The 16717-nt window shown below is 45.2% G+C and carries 12 protein-coding genes and 1 pseudogene; 11 read left to right on the forward strand and 2 right to left on the reverse strand.

The window, feature by feature from the left end; translation table 11 throughout:
• Positions 1-244: 244 nt before the first annotated feature.
• Positions 245-796, reverse strand: coding sequence for a GNAT family N-acetyltransferase (locus QUA23_RS25710; RefSeq protein ID WP_172187348.1), 552 nt, complete (start codon positions 794-796; stop codon positions 245-247).
• A 508-nt stretch (positions 797-1304) separates the two neighbouring features.
• Here QUA23_RS25710 and QUA23_RS25715 point away from each other — a divergent pair.
• Together QUA23_RS25715 and QUA23_RS25720 are read left to right on the forward strand one after the other, a co-directional pair.
• The gene (locus QUA23_RS25715; RefSeq protein ID WP_006631881.1) at positions 1305-2030 is read left to right on the forward strand and encodes a hypothetical protein; all 726 of its coding nucleotides are present in this window, start codon (positions 1305-1307) and stop codon (positions 2028-2030) included.
• A gap of 1066 nt (positions 2031-3096) precedes the next feature.
• Positions 3097-3966: an alpha/beta hydrolase gene (locus QUA23_RS25720; RefSeq protein ID WP_333078642.1), complete on the forward strand. Its 870-nt coding sequence runs from the start codon at positions 3097-3099 to the stop codon at positions 3964-3966.
• 18 nt (positions 3967-3984) lie between these two features.
• Here the strand turns inward: QUA23_RS25720 and QUA23_RS25725 are convergent, their stop codons facing one another.
• Complete coding sequence (locus QUA23_RS25725) at positions 3985-5187, reverse strand: RNA-guided endonuclease TnpB family protein (RefSeq protein WP_333078641.1); 1203 nt, start codon at positions 5185-5187, stop codon at positions 3985-3987.
• Between the two features lie 360 nt (positions 5188-5547).
• Between QUA23_RS25725 and hrcA the strand changes: the two genes are divergently transcribed.
• From hrcA to QUA23_RS25785, 9 genes and pseudogenes are all read left to right on the forward strand, one after another.
• Entirely contained in the window at positions 5548-6690 is a 1143-nt protein-coding gene (hrcA, locus tag QUA23_RS25730; RefSeq protein WP_445243524.1) for a heat-inducible transcriptional repressor HrcA, read from the forward strand.
• A gap of 369 nt (positions 6691-7059) precedes the next feature.
• Positions 7060-7200 carry a hypothetical protein gene (locus tag QUA23_RS25735; RefSeq protein ID WP_333078639.1) on the forward strand — a complete coding sequence of 47 codons (141 nt, stop codon included), beginning with the start codon at positions 7060-7062 and terminating at the stop codon, positions 7198-7200.
• Positions 7201-7524: 324 nt separating this feature from the next.
• Positions 7525-9117, forward strand: coding sequence for a methionine--tRNA ligase (metG, locus tag QUA23_RS25740; RefSeq protein ID WP_333078638.1), 1593 nt, complete (start codon positions 7525-7527; stop codon positions 9115-9117).
• Between the two features lie 105 nt (positions 9118-9222).
• Positions 9223-9828 (forward strand): LabA-like NYN domain-containing protein, encoded by a 606-nt coding sequence (locus QUA23_RS25745; protein WP_006631885.1) that lies wholly within the window; start codon positions 9223-9225, stop codon positions 9826-9828.
• 174 nt (positions 9829-10002) lie between these two features.
• On the forward strand, positions 10003-11190 hold the full coding sequence (gene lptC / locus QUA23_RS25750) for an LPS export ABC transporter periplasmic protein LptC (protein ID WP_333078637.1): 1188 nt from the start codon (positions 10003-10005) through the stop codon (positions 11188-11190).
• A gap of 84 nt (positions 11191-11274) precedes the next feature.
• Complete coding sequence (locus tag QUA23_RS25755; RefSeq protein WP_333078636.1) at positions 11275-11436, forward strand: hypothetical protein; 162 nt, start codon at positions 11275-11277, stop codon at positions 11434-11436.
• Positions 11437-12316: 880 nt separating this feature from the next.
• Positions 12317-14004 (forward strand): annotated as a pseudogene (locus tag QUA23_RS31175) (IS1634 family transposase).
• A 158-nt stretch (positions 14005-14162) separates the two neighbouring features.
• On the forward strand, positions 14163-14462 hold the full coding sequence (locus tag QUA23_RS25780; RefSeq protein WP_333078633.1) for a hypothetical protein: 300 nt from the start codon (positions 14163-14165) through the stop codon (positions 14460-14462).
• Positions 14463-14642: 180 nt separating this feature from the next.
• A partial coding sequence (locus tag QUA23_RS25785) for a choice-of-anchor Y domain-containing protein (protein ID WP_445243523.1) occupies positions 14643-16717 on the forward strand: 2075 nt, incomplete at its 3' end.

The following is a 16717-nucleotide window of genomic DNA, read 5'->3' on the forward strand; positions in this document are numbered from 1 at the left end:
GCAACTCGACTGACGGGGACTTGACCCCTCGACTGAGCGCCGATCGTCTGAGCGCTCGCCGAAGTCTCACGCCGCCGTCTCAAATCTCAAATCGACTGACAATACTTGCCCAGCTTCATAACGGCCCTGATGCCGAGATACATCCCAGCGTAAATGACCGCAGCGCACAGGTGCATTCAGTGTTGTCAGCGTCAATATGTATTGTATATCCTCAACAAATCAACGCCGACCTGCACCTCGCTTGCTAATCTGGATACCAAAACATACCTTTAATCCCCTCTGGATCGGACATAAAGCCCAAATTTCGGTAAAAGTCCACCACTTGAGGGTCAGCAAATAAGGTAATGTTGCTGATATCTTCACTGCGGAGTTTTTTAATGATGTATTTCATCAGCGCCTTGCCCATGCCTTTGCCCTGGTAGTCGGGATGAACTACCACATCCCAAAGCGTGGCATTAAAAGCATGGTCTGAAGTCGCTCTGGCGAAACCCACCAGCCGTCGCTGGCTGCCCCGCATCTCCCACATAGAGACGACTAGGAAGCTGTGCTGAATAGCTTTTTTGACTTTACGCAGGGGACGGCGGGACCAACCCACTGCATTACAAAGTTCTTCGAGTTCGTAGAGGTCAATGTCCCGATCGCAACTGAAAAAGATGCGAGCGTTGCCGCTGGCGGGTTTGCGAAACGTTGGGGAAAGCGGATCGCCTAACCCAACAGCCACATCTTCCTCAAAATCCGCTGTTTGGGGTACAGAGGCAGACTCAGAACTACTAAATAAGTTTTTCCAAAAACCCATGCAGGCGCGGTTAAGGTAGTAGAAGTTGGACGACGAGAAAGAGAACCCGACAGATAAACCCACTCCGATCGGCGTAGGATCAATTGCCGGTAGCCTCTTGAGGAACAGTTTACGGTACACTCATCTTACGCCGAAAACAGGGATTTGTCGTCCAACATTGAGTCTGCGCTTTTTTGATTCTGTCAAGTTTGGTAGAACTGTTCTGCTAGCCAGTGCCCGGACAACCCGCTTTTAAGGTAAAATTTGTTGCCGAACCAGGACTGAGGCATTTTGGGAAATGCTTCTTTTGAGTGCCGCCGATCGCGCCGGAACTTATACCCTTGGTGGGAAATACCACTGGAATGGCGCAACGGTGACATTCTCGTGATAAGTTCTCAGACAGATTTGACTTTTGCTTTTAGTGAGGAGACGGGCACAATTTAAGTCGAATCGTCGAATCGAAAATCCCATTGCCATAAGGCATGGAAGAGTCAATACCTCGTATATCTCCCGCACCTTCTCCTCAATTATGGCTTCGGGTTTAAAACCATCTACACTAGAACTCCTCAAGCGCTTTAACCGAGCGTTTCCGCAGTTTTATGAGCAATTTGTCAGCAGCGAAATCCAGTTGCAAAACCTCAAATTAGCTTACCAGCTTTACAAAACTCGGCAAGCAGTCATCGAAATCCGAGCCGAAGGTAACAAAAGTGCCCTGCATTTTGCTTACCGGAACCAGTCTTTTCTACTGAGCGATATTTTTGGAGTGCTCGCGGCCTACGGACTGACAATTCACAGTCTGAGTCTGTACGGTCAAATTTACCCGCCCATGCTGGTATTTATCAAATTGGTCGTATCTCGCGGTGGCAAGGTATTGGCAGATAAAACAGCAGAAAACGTCTGTAGAGCCGTTCGAGAGGCATTGGCGGGACATTTTGAGGTGGAAGAGATGTTGGCGGTGGAATTTAATTTAGACGCGGGTTTGGAAGATGTGGCAACTGAATTCTACGTCGATCCAGTTTTCCACTTGCCAGCTTTACTGATTGAAGCAGATAATCAACCTGGACTTTTTTACAAAGTTATGTATGCCATCTGGCAAGAGGATTTGTTGGTCGTAAATGCTAATTTGCTGGTTTGGCGGGGGCGAACTCGCCTAATTCTCTACTTGTTGGGGCCCAATGAAAGTTTAATTCCCGAGTATTTGGGGCAGAAAATCGCTGAGGGGGTGCGACAAAGATTGCTGGGCGAGCGATTTTAGGGCAAGCGGCCGATCCCTAAATAACTAGATTTCTATAAGTAGACATTAGTTTGCAGAAGTTTTCCAGTGAGATAGGGTAAAAAGATCGGCAACATTGTTCGTACAAACGAGTCTAGATAGCGGTTCTCATAAATATGGGAGACGCAGAAACGATGTTGTTAAGCTTTTTAAGTTTGATGGCGTACTTGCTCTATAAAATAACCGCCCTAATAGAAAAGACGTGCCACATAAATAGGGGAGTTTAACAAGCAATATAGCTATCCTTGCAGGAGTCGTAAATTTTTTACCCCACCCCAACCCTCCCCGAACCCGCAGGTAGCCAGTAAGAAATTCAAAAATGATGCGAGGATTGCTATAGCCCTGACTTTTTTAGTTTGTAAAATCAGCTCGCGGAAATACACGCAAAAATCGCAAGTAGCCGCAAAAAATTACTCCAGAATAAAATTACGTATTACCTCGCTCCTAACTAGGTAGAAGTACGGCTATTTAGCTATATAGTTAATAGATTAAAGCATTGTTGAATGATCACAATTTTGCTTGTTCAATAGTTGAATGTGGCAGCTACGAATTTAATTTTTGACTAGACTACCCAAATATTTGCGATCTAAATTGATACTGAGATACCGAGGGTTTACGATTTCCAAATCGGCTAAAACTGGGGAAATTTTTGCTACAAAATGCGCTTAAAAAATCGCGCTGATGTATGTCATCCTTGCGAGTATCATACAGCAGACAGAAATTTGCATACTGCAAAAAACATAGAACCCTGGGAGAGAAGGAATATTTATTCTAGGGCGGTCAGATAAAAGGGCAAGCTATGGCAAGATTGCCAGTGAAATGGACAAAAACTTGTAGCGTCAACTTAAGACCGCGCGTTGCAGCAGGAAGTAAGCGCTAAATCGATAAAGTTGAGTCTTCTGGACTTACTTATAGCGCTTCTTGGGTAGATGAGGTAAACAATTCAACTTAAAAAGCTTGAGAACACAGGATTTCGGCTTACTCTCTCTTTCTGAGAAAGGCTATACATAGGTTTACATAGGTCTTATGGAGCGGGTAGGATAAAAGTATGGCAACAATCGACATCCTAGGGGTTCGGCACGCTTACGATTTGACGGCTCCGACTGCAACTTCCCCGGTTCTGGTATTTGTCCACGGCTGGCTGTTAAGCCGTCACTACTGGCAACCTTTGACCGATCGCTTGGCATCAAACTATCAGTGCCTTACCTATGATTTACGGGGGTTTGGCGATTCTCAATCGGACGCAGGCGACGATCGCCCATGTTCCGAACCGCTAAATTCCTGCTACACTCCCGCAGCTTACGCTCGCGATTTGGAACTTTTACTCGAAAAACTCGATATATCTTCTGCTTGGCTGGTGGGACACTCTCTGGGTGGTACGATCGCTCTATGGGGAGCCAGCAAATTGTCCGATCGCGTTAAAGGCGTGGTCTGCATCAATGCAGGAGGTGGCATCTATCTTAAGGAAGAATTCGAGCGGTTTCGAGCGGTCGGCAAGCAGCTAGTAACAATGCGTCCCGGCTGGCTGCCTCGCTTGCCGTTAGCAGATTACCTGTTTGCCCGCGATTCTGTAGCCCGCCCGATCGGCAGATCCTGGGGACGCCAGCGCTTAATAGATTTCGTGGGAGCTCATCCAGAGGCAGCTTTGGGGGCTTTATTGGACTCGACCACAGAAGCGGAGATTCACCTGTTGCCACAAATTGTGTCTCAACTCAAGCAGCCTGTTTATTTTATTGCCGGTACTAAAGACAAAATTATGGAACCAAAATACGTGCTGCATTTGGCTAGCTTTCACTGGATGTTCCAAGGTTGCGGCGAGAATGTCCTTCAGCTTCCCGATTGTGGCCATTTGGCAATGGTGGAACAGCCGGATGCAGTGGCTAGTTACCTGCAAAATATTCTGAAAGAACACACGTGAACTACCAGGCACCGACCGCTAAGCGGTACGGTGCTGGCTTCCAACTTCAACCGGAACAGCCGATAACACGGAAGATTTCCTTCCAGCCTTCGGACTTACATTCCGTCCATTGGCAGTAGCGCTAGTTCCTAACGCTAATATTCGCAAGCCTTCCTCTCGAATGTTGATAGCTGCATTTACGTCTCTATCGTGCTTTGTCTGGCAGTTGGAACAAGTCCAACTGCGCAGGTCTAGAGGAAGACTACCCACCTGATTTAGGCAAACATGACAAGTCTTACTCGATGGAAAAAACCGACCAATTTCTAGATAGGTTTTACCGTCTCTTTCCGTCTTGTATTTGAGTTGACGGGTGAATTCTGACCAGCCACAATCACTGATTGCTTGAGCTAGGCAGTGATTCTTCACCATGTTCTTGGCTGCCAGATTCTCGACAATGATGACTTGGTTCTCGTTCACCAGTTTGCGAGATAGTTTGTGCTGGAAGTCCTTGCGAGAATTTGCAATTCTTTCATGCACCCGTGCGACAATGCGGCGGGCTTTCTTGCGACGATTTGAGCCTTTCTGTTTACGGGATAGTTTTTGCTGCTTACGCTTCAGGTTTTTAGCGCATTTCTTCAAGTGCTTGGGATTGTCGAACTTAGACCCATCAGACGTAATCGCAAAATGAGTTAGCCCGACATCAATTCCCACCGCTTTACCGTTTGAGGAAATCTCAACATCCGGTAAGCCATCATCAAATAACAAGGAAGCGTAATACTTCCCTGTACGGTTCATGCTAACTGTGACGGTTTTGACTTTTCCCTCAAACCTGCGATGAATCTTGGCAGAAACAACGCCTAACTTGCCGGGAAACTTCAGATGACTATCATCAACAATTTGAACTTTTTGTGGGTACTGAATCGATTGTTTATCGTGCTTTGATTTGAATTTGGGAAATGATGCCCGTCCTTCAAAGAAGTTGATAAACGCTCTCGACAGGTTCAGTGAGACGCTTTGCAGCACTTGGCTGTAGGTTTCACCTAACCATTCATACTCTTTCTTGAGCGCAGGTAAGCGACTGTTCATCCCAATCAGGGATAAGCCTTTACCCGTCTCTTTGTAGAGATCGTTCGTTGCGTTCAGTGAATTGTTCCAGTACCAACGGGCACAGCCAAAGGCCTTTGACAGCGTTTCTTTCTGCTCATTGGTCGGATAAATTCGTACTTTGACAACGTTTTTCATATATCTAGTTTAACACGAATCCCATTTACCGTAACTGGTTGTGCCGTATAAGAGGTTGGCTATTTCTTTCCTATCCCGATTGTTCTACAGCTTCGGTGAAGACCACAATCGGGACGGCAAGAAATAGCCTGGCTTTCATCCCGACGCTCAATCGAAGCGATTAGAGCGCGGGACGAACCGCCGAAGAGTTAAAACATTCTTCCCTGTTCCTTGTTCATTCTTACCTCTTGCTTCTTCCCTGTTCCTTCTGCCTTCGCCTAAATCTGTTATCTTAAATAGATAAGTCTGCCCGATCGCCCTCTTGGGACAGACGTTTCAATTAAATAGTGGCTTTCAACTCTAAATTCTAATTCTGCTTAAATATCTGTGCGCGTTAACCTCACCGATCGGCAACAACACATCCTTTGGGCAACGGTTCGCCACTACATAGCTACAGCGGAACCCGTTGGCTCAAAAGCTTTGGCGGACGAATTCAACCTCAGCGTCAGCCCAGCTACAATTCGCAATGCGATGGGGACTCTTGAAAAAGCTGGACTGCTTTATCAGCCCCACACTTCGGCAGGACGAGTCCCCTCGGACTCCGGCTACCGAATTTATGTAGACCAGTTGATTCAGCCCTCTGATACGCTCGCCCGCAAGGTGGAACAGGTACTAGACCAGCTCAACTGGTCGGATGGTCGCATGGACGCGGCACTCCGTGGCGCTGCTCAAATCCTGGCAAGTATCAGCGGTTACATAGCCATGATCACCATACCGCAAACCAATATGGCTTGCTTGCGCCACTTGCAACTGGTGCAGCTAGAGCCGGGAAAGGTGATGCTGATCGTGGTGACGGATGCCTACGAAACTCAGTCGGTTTTGGTGCAGTTGCCGAGGGACGCAGAAGGTAACACGCCTGATGTCGAAATCGTCGATCGCCAATTGCAGATTTTGTCGAATTTTTTGAACACCAAGTTGCGGGGACGATCGCTCTTGGAACTCTCGGCTGTAGACTGGAGCGAGTTAGACCGGGACTTTGAGCTGTACGCTGAGTGGGTGGGAACGATGCTGACTGCTTTGAGCAGCCGCCAAAGCAATCCAACCTACACGCGTATTCTGATCGGCGGTTTGGCAGAAGCGCTGCGCTTGCCTGAGTTTTCGCAGTTGCAGCAAGTTCAAACTTTGGTGCAATTGCTCGAGCAAGAGCAGGAACTGCTTTGGCCTTTGATTTTTGAATCGCCTGAGTTAGACACCCCCGGCAAGCGGGTAACGGTGCGTATTGGTTCGGAAAATTCCTTAGAACCAATTCGTGGCTGTACTCTGATTTCTTCGACATACCGCCGGGGATCGGTGCCGGTGGGTAGTGTTGGGGTTTTGGGACCGACGCGGATGGTTTACGAAAATGCGATCGCGGTGGTGGAAGCGGCAGCCGATTATTTGTCAGAAGCTATTGGTGGAAATCGAGTTAGTTTTCCTGATGGCGATCGAGGGCGATCGGATCATCCCTTGTTAGATGCACCCTGATGTGATATCCCCAAGCTTAACGGGCTTGGGGTTTTATTGTCTGTGGACGTACTCGCAACCTTTATAAACCGGGTTTTGTGACAAAAAAGTTAGGCTTTTATCCCACATTCCGCACCCTGGGGTGTTACACAGCGTATTTACGCAGAAAACTATATCTTTAAAGTAATAAATTATGCTTTTAAAAAGTTTTTTATACGTTAATCTACGGTATTATAGTATAACTTATAGTTTTATTGCTGCATAAAAATAAGTAAAAACCGATAGTGACACTTGAGGGTGCGCAATGTGGTTTTATACTCTTTGTGGGGTAAGAAACTAAAGCTTCGCGCTTGACCAGAGAGTTTCGTAAACAACCCGGTTTCTGCGTCCATGAGCGACTCGGAAAGTGGCAGGAGTTGCGGGCGATCGACTTTCCAGCGATCTGCAGCAAGAGATGGCGATGGTGAGCGATCGCGCATTTACAAAAAGTGGTCGCGGAGTGTTAGTCAAATGGGAGGTTTAGCAGCTTAACCGATGAGTTTTGTTGCAAACCGGGTGGGCGATACCCCGCCCTAGGGATAGCGGCTGCGACAAATAAATTGAGGAGGCGCCAACCCCGCGATCGTCGATTCCCAAGGCAGCAGAATGTCAAAATATTAAGACATTTTAGAGAGTTCGTCAAAAACAACTAAAAAAGATTAGTGTGGAGATGAAAGCAATATTTCTTTTGGGAATAGCCCGGCTTAGACAATTGCAAATAACTTGCAGTGAATTTGGCTTGATTGCCACTCAAAAAAAAATTAACTGCTGAGTTAAGCTCGAAACTAAATTTAGGGAATTTTCTTTTAGCATTCAATGAAATCGACTGATAAAACTAAGAATACCTTTGCGATAACAACGCCTCTGTATTATGTAAACGATTTACCTCACGTTGGCAGCGCTTATACAACTATGGCTGCGGATGCCCTAGCCCGATTTGAGCGGCTGCGGGGCAAATCTGTTTTGCTGGTGACGGGGACGGACGAACACGGGCAGAAAATTCAGCGGACAGCCGAGAGTTTGGGACGATCGCCCCAAGCTCACTGCGATTCAGTGGTTCCGGCGTTTGAGGCGCTTTGGGAGCAACTCGACATCCAGTACGATCGCTTCATCCGCACAACTTCGCGGCGCCACGAGTACATTGTCAAAGAATTTTTCCACCGCGTCTGGAACTCCGGCGACATCTACTTGAACCAGCAACAAGGCTGGTACTGCGTCTCCTGTGAAGAATTTAAGGATGAAAGGGAATTGTTGCCGGGAAATCGGTGTTCCGTCCACACCAGCAAGGAAGTTGAGTGGCGCGACGAGGAAAATTACTTTTTCCGTCTCTCGCGGTATCAAGACCAACTGCTGGCATTTTACGCAGAACGTCCCGACTTCATCGCGCCGGAAAGCCGACGCAACGAAGTGCTCAGTTTCGTCAACTCTGGACTGCAAGACTTTTCGATTTCTAGAGTGAATCTCGAATGGGGTCTACCAATGCCAGTTGACCCTAGTCACAGCATCTACGTCTGGTTTGACGCTTTGCTGGGATACGTCACCGCCTTGCTAGATCCGGACAGGGACCCAATCTTGGAGAATGCTTTATCTAAATGGTGGCCAATTGATTTGCACTTGATCGGCAAAGATATTCTTCGCTTCCACGCAGTTTACTGGCCGGCAATGCTGATGTCAGCGAATCTACCGATGCCGGGTCGCGTTTTCGCACACGGGTTTTTGACCAAAGACGGCAAAAAAATGGGAAAAACGGAGGGTAATACTTTAAACCCTGTCGAATTGGTCAACAAATACGGCGCTGATGCAGTACGTTACTATTTCCTCAAAGAAATTGAGTTCGGAGAGGACGGCGATTTTAACGAAACTCGGTTTATCAATATATTGAATGCTGAGCTAGCAAATGATTTGGGAAATTTGCTTAATCGTACCTTAAACATGGCTCGCAAATATTGTGGTGGCTGCGTACCAAATGTGTTGGGAGAAAACATTGAGGACGACAACCTCCTCAAGGCTATGAGCCGGGGTTTGGGCGATCAAGTAGCTGGTTTTTACGAAGACTTGGCTTTTAGCAAGGCTTGCGAAGCCGTACTTGCATTAGTTCGAGCCGGGAACAAGTTTATTGACGTGCAAGCACCTTGGAGTTTGTACAAGCAGGGACAGATCGAAAGTGTCGCACAAGTGCTATATTCTGTTCTGGAATCTGTTAGACTAGCATCTTACCTTTTATCGCCGATTATTCCCAATATCAGCAACGCTATCTATCAGCAGCTAGGTTTTTCAATTGACTTTAACGATCGAGTTACAGTTAACAGTTTAGCGAATTTTGCAGCTCATGCTGCCTGGGGCGCTTTGCCTGCAAACCAAACTCTGGGGGAACCCCAACCTGTTTTTAAGCGGCTCGAACTGCTGTAAACAGTACCTTCATAGTTGGCAGCCAGCGATCTAGGTGTTATGACAGAGTACGAATTAGCAGTTATTTCCTTACCAATCTTTCATAAAAATTGAGGCATAACAATCATGTTGAATAGAATAGAAAGCAACGACCTTTTTACGCCGGAACAGGTTCTAGAAAATCGGGGTAGAGTGGCAATTTTTATTGACGGTTCTAACCTTTTTTACGCAGCTTTGCAGTTAGGAATTGAGATTGATTACACTAAGCTGTTGTGCCGTTTAACTGCGGGTTCGCGGCTGCTGCGCTCTTTCTTCTACACGGGTGTCGATCGCACTAACGAGAAACAGCAGGGGTTTTTGTTGTGGATGCGCCGCAACGGCTACCGCGTGATTTCTAAGGATTTGGTACAGTTGCCAGATGGTTCTAAGAAGGCGAATTTGGATGTAGAAATCGCTGTAGATATGATGGCTTTAGTGGGTTCTTACGACACGGCGGTACTGGTGAGCGGTGACGGCGACTTGGCTTATGCTGTAGACGCTGTGAGCTATCGCGGTGTGCGGGTTGAGGTGGTGAGTTTGCGATCGATGACGAGCGACAGTTTGATTAATGTAGCCGATCGCTATATCGATTTGGAAATGATTAAGGACGACATCCAAAAAACATCGCGCCCTAATTATGCTTACCGCCCTTTGTCTGGTCTGAGCTTGATGGAGGAGCACGACGACAGATAGGGATTTGGTAATGGATAATGCGTAACAGGTAAGGGGTGATGGTTAAGGTTGAATAATTGAGAATTAGAAGTTAAAATTTTTAACAAAGCATGAAACATTTTTAATTTTTGATTAAGTGTTTTTCAATACCCAATTATCAATTACCGATTACCGATTGCCAATTACCAAGGCCCAATGATTAATCTCATATCGCCACTTTCCAATCTCAACTCCCCAAAATGGAGGCTGCTATTTTTAGCAGCTCTGCTTTTGGGGATTGATTCTTGTGCGGTTCCGCAAGAGACTCAAAAGAATAAATTAGCTGAGGATCTCCAAACTGCTCAACAGTCAAACAGCACTTTAACGTTAAACAAAGTAACTCTAGAACAAGCAAACGAAAAGGGCGAGACGTTCTGGAAAGTAAACTCGCAAAATGCCGTTTACAGCAAAGATAAAAAGATAGTTAACGTTCAGAAACCTGTGGGCAAATTGTTTCAGGACGGCAAAGAGATTTATGACATTCAGGGAGAAACCGGGCAGGTATTTCAGGAAGGAAATCAGGTTTTTCTCAAAGGTAACATAGTCGCTACAGACCTAAAAAATGGAGTGGTGTTACGCGGAAATGAGTTGGAGTGGCGACCAAAGGAGGATGTTTTAGTTGTCCGTAACAATTTGACGGGAGAGAACAAACAGGTGACGGCTTCAGCGAAGGAAGCGCGGGTTTTCAGCAGGGCTAAGAGGATGGAGTTATTCGGTTCTGTGGTGGCAAATGTTAAAGATCCGATTCTTCAATTGCGAACCGAGCACTTAGTGTGGTTTGTGGAGCAACAAAAGGTAAACAGCGACAAACCCACTCAAATTGACAGATACAAAGATAAAATAGTAACAGACAGCGGTTTTGCCGACCAAGTAGATGTAGACTTAAAAACCAAGATTGCGACGCTGACAAAAAACGCTCAGTTGATGCCATCAGACCCACCGCTGCAAATAGAAAGCAGTTTGATGAGTTGGAATTTTCCCGCGCAATCTGTGGTATCGCCCGGGCCTGTGAAGGTTTTGCACCGCGTGGAAAAGGTGACGATGACTGGCGATACGGGGCGCGGAGATTTAGAGAAAAAAATATTTTATTTGACGGGCAATGTGGTAGGAATTGGGGAAAAACGTCAAGCTCAATTAAATACCGATCGAGTAACGTGGTATTTAACTAACCAGACTTTCGACGCGGAAGGAAATGTGGTTTACAAGCAACTAAATCCGGTGTTTAATTTGACTGGGCCGAGGGCAGCGGGAGAGCTGAAAAATCAAACTGTGATTGTCAAAGGCGACGGTGGCGGTGGCCAAGTGGTTACGGAATTTGTACCGGACGAGTATAAGGGAAATTAGGGACAGTAAATGGAGTTGCAACTGCAGATGTTGGCAGAGGAAAGCAGATATAATTAAGATTGGATTTAGTAAGGAGCGGTTGGGATGACAACAACTTTAGAAAAGTTAGAAGGACTCGATGAATCTATTTTAATTGACGGGCTGAGTTGCAGAGAGTTTAAGGCTGTTGAAAAGTTGCTCTCGCGTTCCGGGGTGAGACTGCAGTTTTTAGATGGGGTATTTGAGATTAAGCTGTTCAGCATCTAAAACGCATATTGTACTATACAATATGACAATACTCCGGACATCTTTTAAAGAGGGATGAGATGTTTAGGGTAAGCTTCGCTAAGGCAATACAGCACATAAACGAAAAAAGTGAGTGCAATCTGAACCCAAAATAAACAGAAAAAAAGGCGCTCTTTTAGGTTAAGGTATAAAAACACCTGAAAGGGTAACATGAGAGCTAGGAGGTAAAGCATATCAAGGTTTCCGCCCTTATACCTCGTTGATAAAAGCGGCATTTATGGGTAGATTTACTGGTTAATTCTGCCGTCAAGTGGTGATAGTGTTTCAATTTTTTCACCCAGTTTTTTCAATCTAAAGCCACATCAAATGTACTGCGTCTTCGATAGATTCTCCCGGCTTCTTTGGCAGGGTAAGAGCATCTCAATTAGGCTTGACACAACGACTCATAAGAATCTAATATAGAATCAAGAAAACAATAAAAGAGAACTTGAATCATATAATCGTTATCCATAGCAGTGCGTTCAATTTTTTGTCGGAGACTACGTTTATAACCCACATTCCGCACCCCCAAGGGGCAGCGTAGGCGGATTGAGGGGGTAAAAGTGAACCATCCGAGACAAAGCTTGAGTAAAAATACTCAATATTTTTGGTCGCGCTGGCATCACAAGCGTTAAGAATTCCTGACAAGAGACGTGAGGGCGTGAGTGAAATCTGATACCAGTCAAAATTGCGTAAGCGTTGCTGGCCTCCGGCATAGTCACAAACCAAGTTTATTGCCTCAGTGTTACCTGATTGATGACGAAAATGCGTTAATTGCGCTCGCCAGCAGTAACCAATCATCACCAAAATTAGTGTAAACTGGCGAGCGCGATGAACGCTCAAATCAGGATTCAGCAGAAGAATGCAGAAAGCATCTGAGATGAAAGTAGAAAACCTAGATCATCTGGGCTTGATAGCCGGTCTAATTGATGACCGAGGAATAATCCAAAGAATCAATGAGTTAATAGGCGAACAACCGGGCGAAATAGTCAGTCCCGGCCTGGTAGTTAAAGCCAGGATTATTAATGGATTAGGGATGGTTTCTGCCCCAGTATACTCCCGTCTCTAAATTTTTTGAAGGGAAAGCAATAGAACATTTACTGGGAGCGGGAATTCAAGCATCACATCTGAATGATCACCGTTTAGGTAGAGTATTAGATAAATTATATTGGGCAGGAATTACCGAAACATTCACAACCATTGCCCTGTCTGCCGCTCAAAAATTCGAGATAAAAACCGACACATCTCACTTAGACTCAAGTTCATTTCATCTACATGATAAATATGAACAAGAGTTGCCATCAATATCTTTGTCTTCTGGCACAGAAATGGATGGCAATCAATCAGATAGTTCATCAACTAACGCTCAAATATCCCCAGTACCAATTAAGATCACCTACAGCTACTCTCAAGGGTCAAGCCCTGACTTAAAACAATTCATTTTAGACCTAATTTGTAGTGGAGATGGAGGTATGCCACTATTTTTGCGAGTAGCTTCAGGGAAAAAATCAGATAATTCCATATTTGCCTCAATTTGTCAAGGCTTTAAAAAACACTTAAATATCGACAGTTTAATGGTAGCGGATAGTGCATTATATACCGCCCCCAATGAGCGAAATGTTAACCAATTTAAGATGGTTGACTCGTGTAACGCTGAGCCTCAAACAAGCGCAGCAATTGGTATTTCAATTAAATGAATCAGAATTTCATGATAGTTCTGTGACCGGATATCGTTGGTCAGAACACAAAAGTAATTTTGGTGAAATTACACAAAGATGGTTAGTAGTAGAGAGCAGTTTGCGTCGTGATGCTAACCGACGTAAATTAGATAAAAACCTCAAAAAAGCTGAAATTTATGGTCAGAAAAAGTGGCGATAATTATCAAATATTGAATTTGCTTGTGATGCCGATGCGGTAGCAGCTCATCGCTTATCCCAACAACTAAAATATTATAATTTAACCCGAATTAGCACTCTACAAGAAGCGACAGCAAAACCCGGTACTAATTCCACCAGTTCTCATGATAGCTCTAGCTCTAGCTTGATATTTAAAGTTCAAGCACAACTAGAATTGGATGCTAGTGCTATCGCGAAAGTAACCAAAGCTAGTGGCAGATTTATTTTAGCTACTAATGTGCTGGATGCGTCACAATTAAATCCTGATGAAATGATTGTGAAATATAAGGAACAGCAGGCAGCAGAGAAAGGGTTTGGGTTTTTGAAAAACTCCCTGTTTTTTACGGATAGCGTGTTTCTGAAGTCGCCGGAAACAATCGAGGCTTTAACTTTGGTAATGGGTGTGTGTTTGTTGGTTTATACTTTAGGTCAAAGGCTACTCCGCCAAAACTTACATCTCACAAATTCGACAGTAAAAAATCAGTTGGGCAAAAGAACCAATCGACCTACTCTACGCTGGATATTCCCAAGTTTTCAGTCGATTTATGCCGTTTTTATTCAAGGGATTCAACAAATTTCTAATTTGACAGCCGAACGGGTGGCGATATTAAACTTGTTGCCAGTCACCTGTCGATCTTATTATTTTTTGTTGTGAAATGAAGTGATTATTAATTGGCACAACTGACTTACATTTAAGTAATTGTAGATAGAGCCGTGATGTATAATTGTCATATTGCCGAGGATATGTGCTGGGAATTAATAGTAAGCAAGGGTCGGATTTTTAACGTTTAATGGGTTAAGAATATTTAACTGATGTCCGAGTATCAATTTTTAGGAATGCCTAACTGGGTGATGCGATCGCTGCACAGATTTTTCAGTGTTTTTACTCACGCTCGATCTCGGATGATTCACTTTTACCCCCTCAATCCGCCTACGCTGCCCCTTGGGGGTGCGGAATGTGGGTTCCAATGCCCAAACAGTCAGTTATCCCGAAATCATAATTTTAGTCAACAGTCAACACTCAACAATCATCTCGCTCGTGCAACCGGAATTGATATCAAATCACTTTTGTGTCCAGGAGTGCGATCGACAATAATCCAAGATTTTGCTTGACACTACTCAGAACTCCAGATATTATTTTAGTAACAAAAATTACTTAAACAAGCCACTCTACTGACAAACTACTGATGACAAAATACTGACAGTGTATTTACGTAATAAAAAAAATAAGGCAAAAGAAACGACATTAGTTGATAGCTAATACATAATCATCTCAAATTTAGGTGCATCTAGATGGGACAGATAATTATTAACGAATTCCGCCGCAACGGGCAATTCCAGGGGAATGAGTATGTGGAACTGCTGTTGACCGAAGATCTAACAACAGCTCAAATTCAAAGTTTTTTTGTAGGCGATTCAAGCGGTGCAACAGCACAGAAATTTTCTGCTTATCAGTTCAGAAACATGGCGAGTATTGCTCCTGTATTCAAGGCAGGAACAATAATTGCGATCGGCGGTTCAGGTGTCATTCCTACTAATGATATTACGTACAACCCCGTGGCAGGCGGAAATGATGCTGATTGGAACATTCAACTGCTGATAAATAACGGTGCTGGCGGTACTTATCTCAATAATGTCTTATTCGGAACTAACCCTTTCGGCGGGGATTTTGCAGCCTCAGATATTGTTTGGGTAGACACTAGCAGTGCGGGAATTACTTCTGTTGATTCCCTCGCGTGGCCGATGACTGGGTTAGGGGTATTTGGGAGTGCAGCTAAAGTGCAAATTCTAGCACCAAACAACGGGGGTATTGTCGAGTTTTTAAGCGCTAGTGGTGGCCTGAACCAAACTGCTAATTATACTAGAGATAGTCCCGGCTCCTTGGGTTTGCCCAACGGCGGAATTAACAGTATTTATATTAACAGCCTCCGCAACCCGCAGGTTAACATCGCTCCGACTTTGGCAACTCCTAATGTTAATCCGCCGATCGCAATTAATGAAGATATACCCAGCGCAGCTAACACAGGCTTTAGTATTTTTAACCTCACTAGCGAGTTAGGAAGTGACGCTAATGGCGATCCTTTGGGTGTCGCAGTCACCGCTGCAGATAATACTAACGGTAACTGGCAATTTTCAACTGACGGCAATACTTGGACAAATTTCGGTACAGTGTCCGAAAGTTCAGCAACCGTACTAGGCCCGACTCCTCTTTATAATGGCTTACTTGGTAACACTCCCACTGCTCAAGATTGGCTGTCTTTGACTAACTTAAATCTTGCTTCTCCTACCGCTACAGCTTCAGAAATATTTAGCGGTAATGGAGTTAATTTAAACAGCACTGCTGCCAATAGCATTTATGCTGGCTATACAAATAATCCTTTAAATCCCTCATTCCCCCCGCTCGATCGCACTACAGGCTTTAGCTTGTCTTTTAATCTCCAAATTATCTCGGAATCCCGCACTAATCAAAATCGGGCTGGTTTTAGCATTGTTGCCGTTACTAGCGATCGCAAAGCCATTGAAATCGGTTTCCAGCAGCTATCTGCAACTTCTGGCAATATCTTTGCACAAGCAGACGGCATTACTCCCAACCCAGGCGGACAAACCAACGGCTTATTTGTTACAGCCGAGAATGTTCCTTATAACACCAATATTGCTACTAACTACACTCTCAGAGTTCAAGGTGACAATTACTTTCTTTCCGATGGCAGCGATATCATACTAACCGGCCCGCTGCGCGATTATTCAGGATTTAGCGACCCGATCGATCCTTACGAAACTCCTAATTTTCTATTCCTGGGTGACGGGACTACCTCGGCCCAAGGTAACATTAACCTGACGCGGGTTTCCCTGCAAACGCCTGCGAAAGTTCGCTTTGTACCGAGCCCAGACTATTACAGTACCCCTGGAAGCGAACCAACAATTACTTTTCGGGCGTGGGATGGAAGTAACGGAGTGGGTAACGGTACTGCGGGCGTCAATGCTTCAGTTACTGGTGGAACAACGCCGTTTAGCACTAATAGTTTAACAAGTTCGATCGCAGTTAATCCCGTCAACGATGCACCTTCGTTTGTCAAAGGAGGCGATCGCACTCTCAGCAGCAATTCGGGGCCACAAACCATCCCCGGATGGGCGGCTGCGATTTCTCCAGGCCCGGCCAACGAATCGGGACAAACTCTGGCTTTTGAAGTGGTAGGGAATGATAATGCTGCTTTGTTTAGTGTACCACCAGCGATCGACTCGGTGGGGACGCTAACCTTTACACCGGTGCCGGGGGCGATCGGCAGTGCTAATACAGCACTTTGCTTAACGATTAGGTACAATATTAGAGGTGGTAAGAAAGAGAACAATGAAACCCTACTCCCTAG

Source organism: Microcoleus sp. Pol1C5 (genome assembly GCF_036701115.1).
Lineage (GTDB): Bacteria > Cyanobacteriota > Cyanobacteriia > Cyanobacteriales > Microcoleaceae > Microcoleus.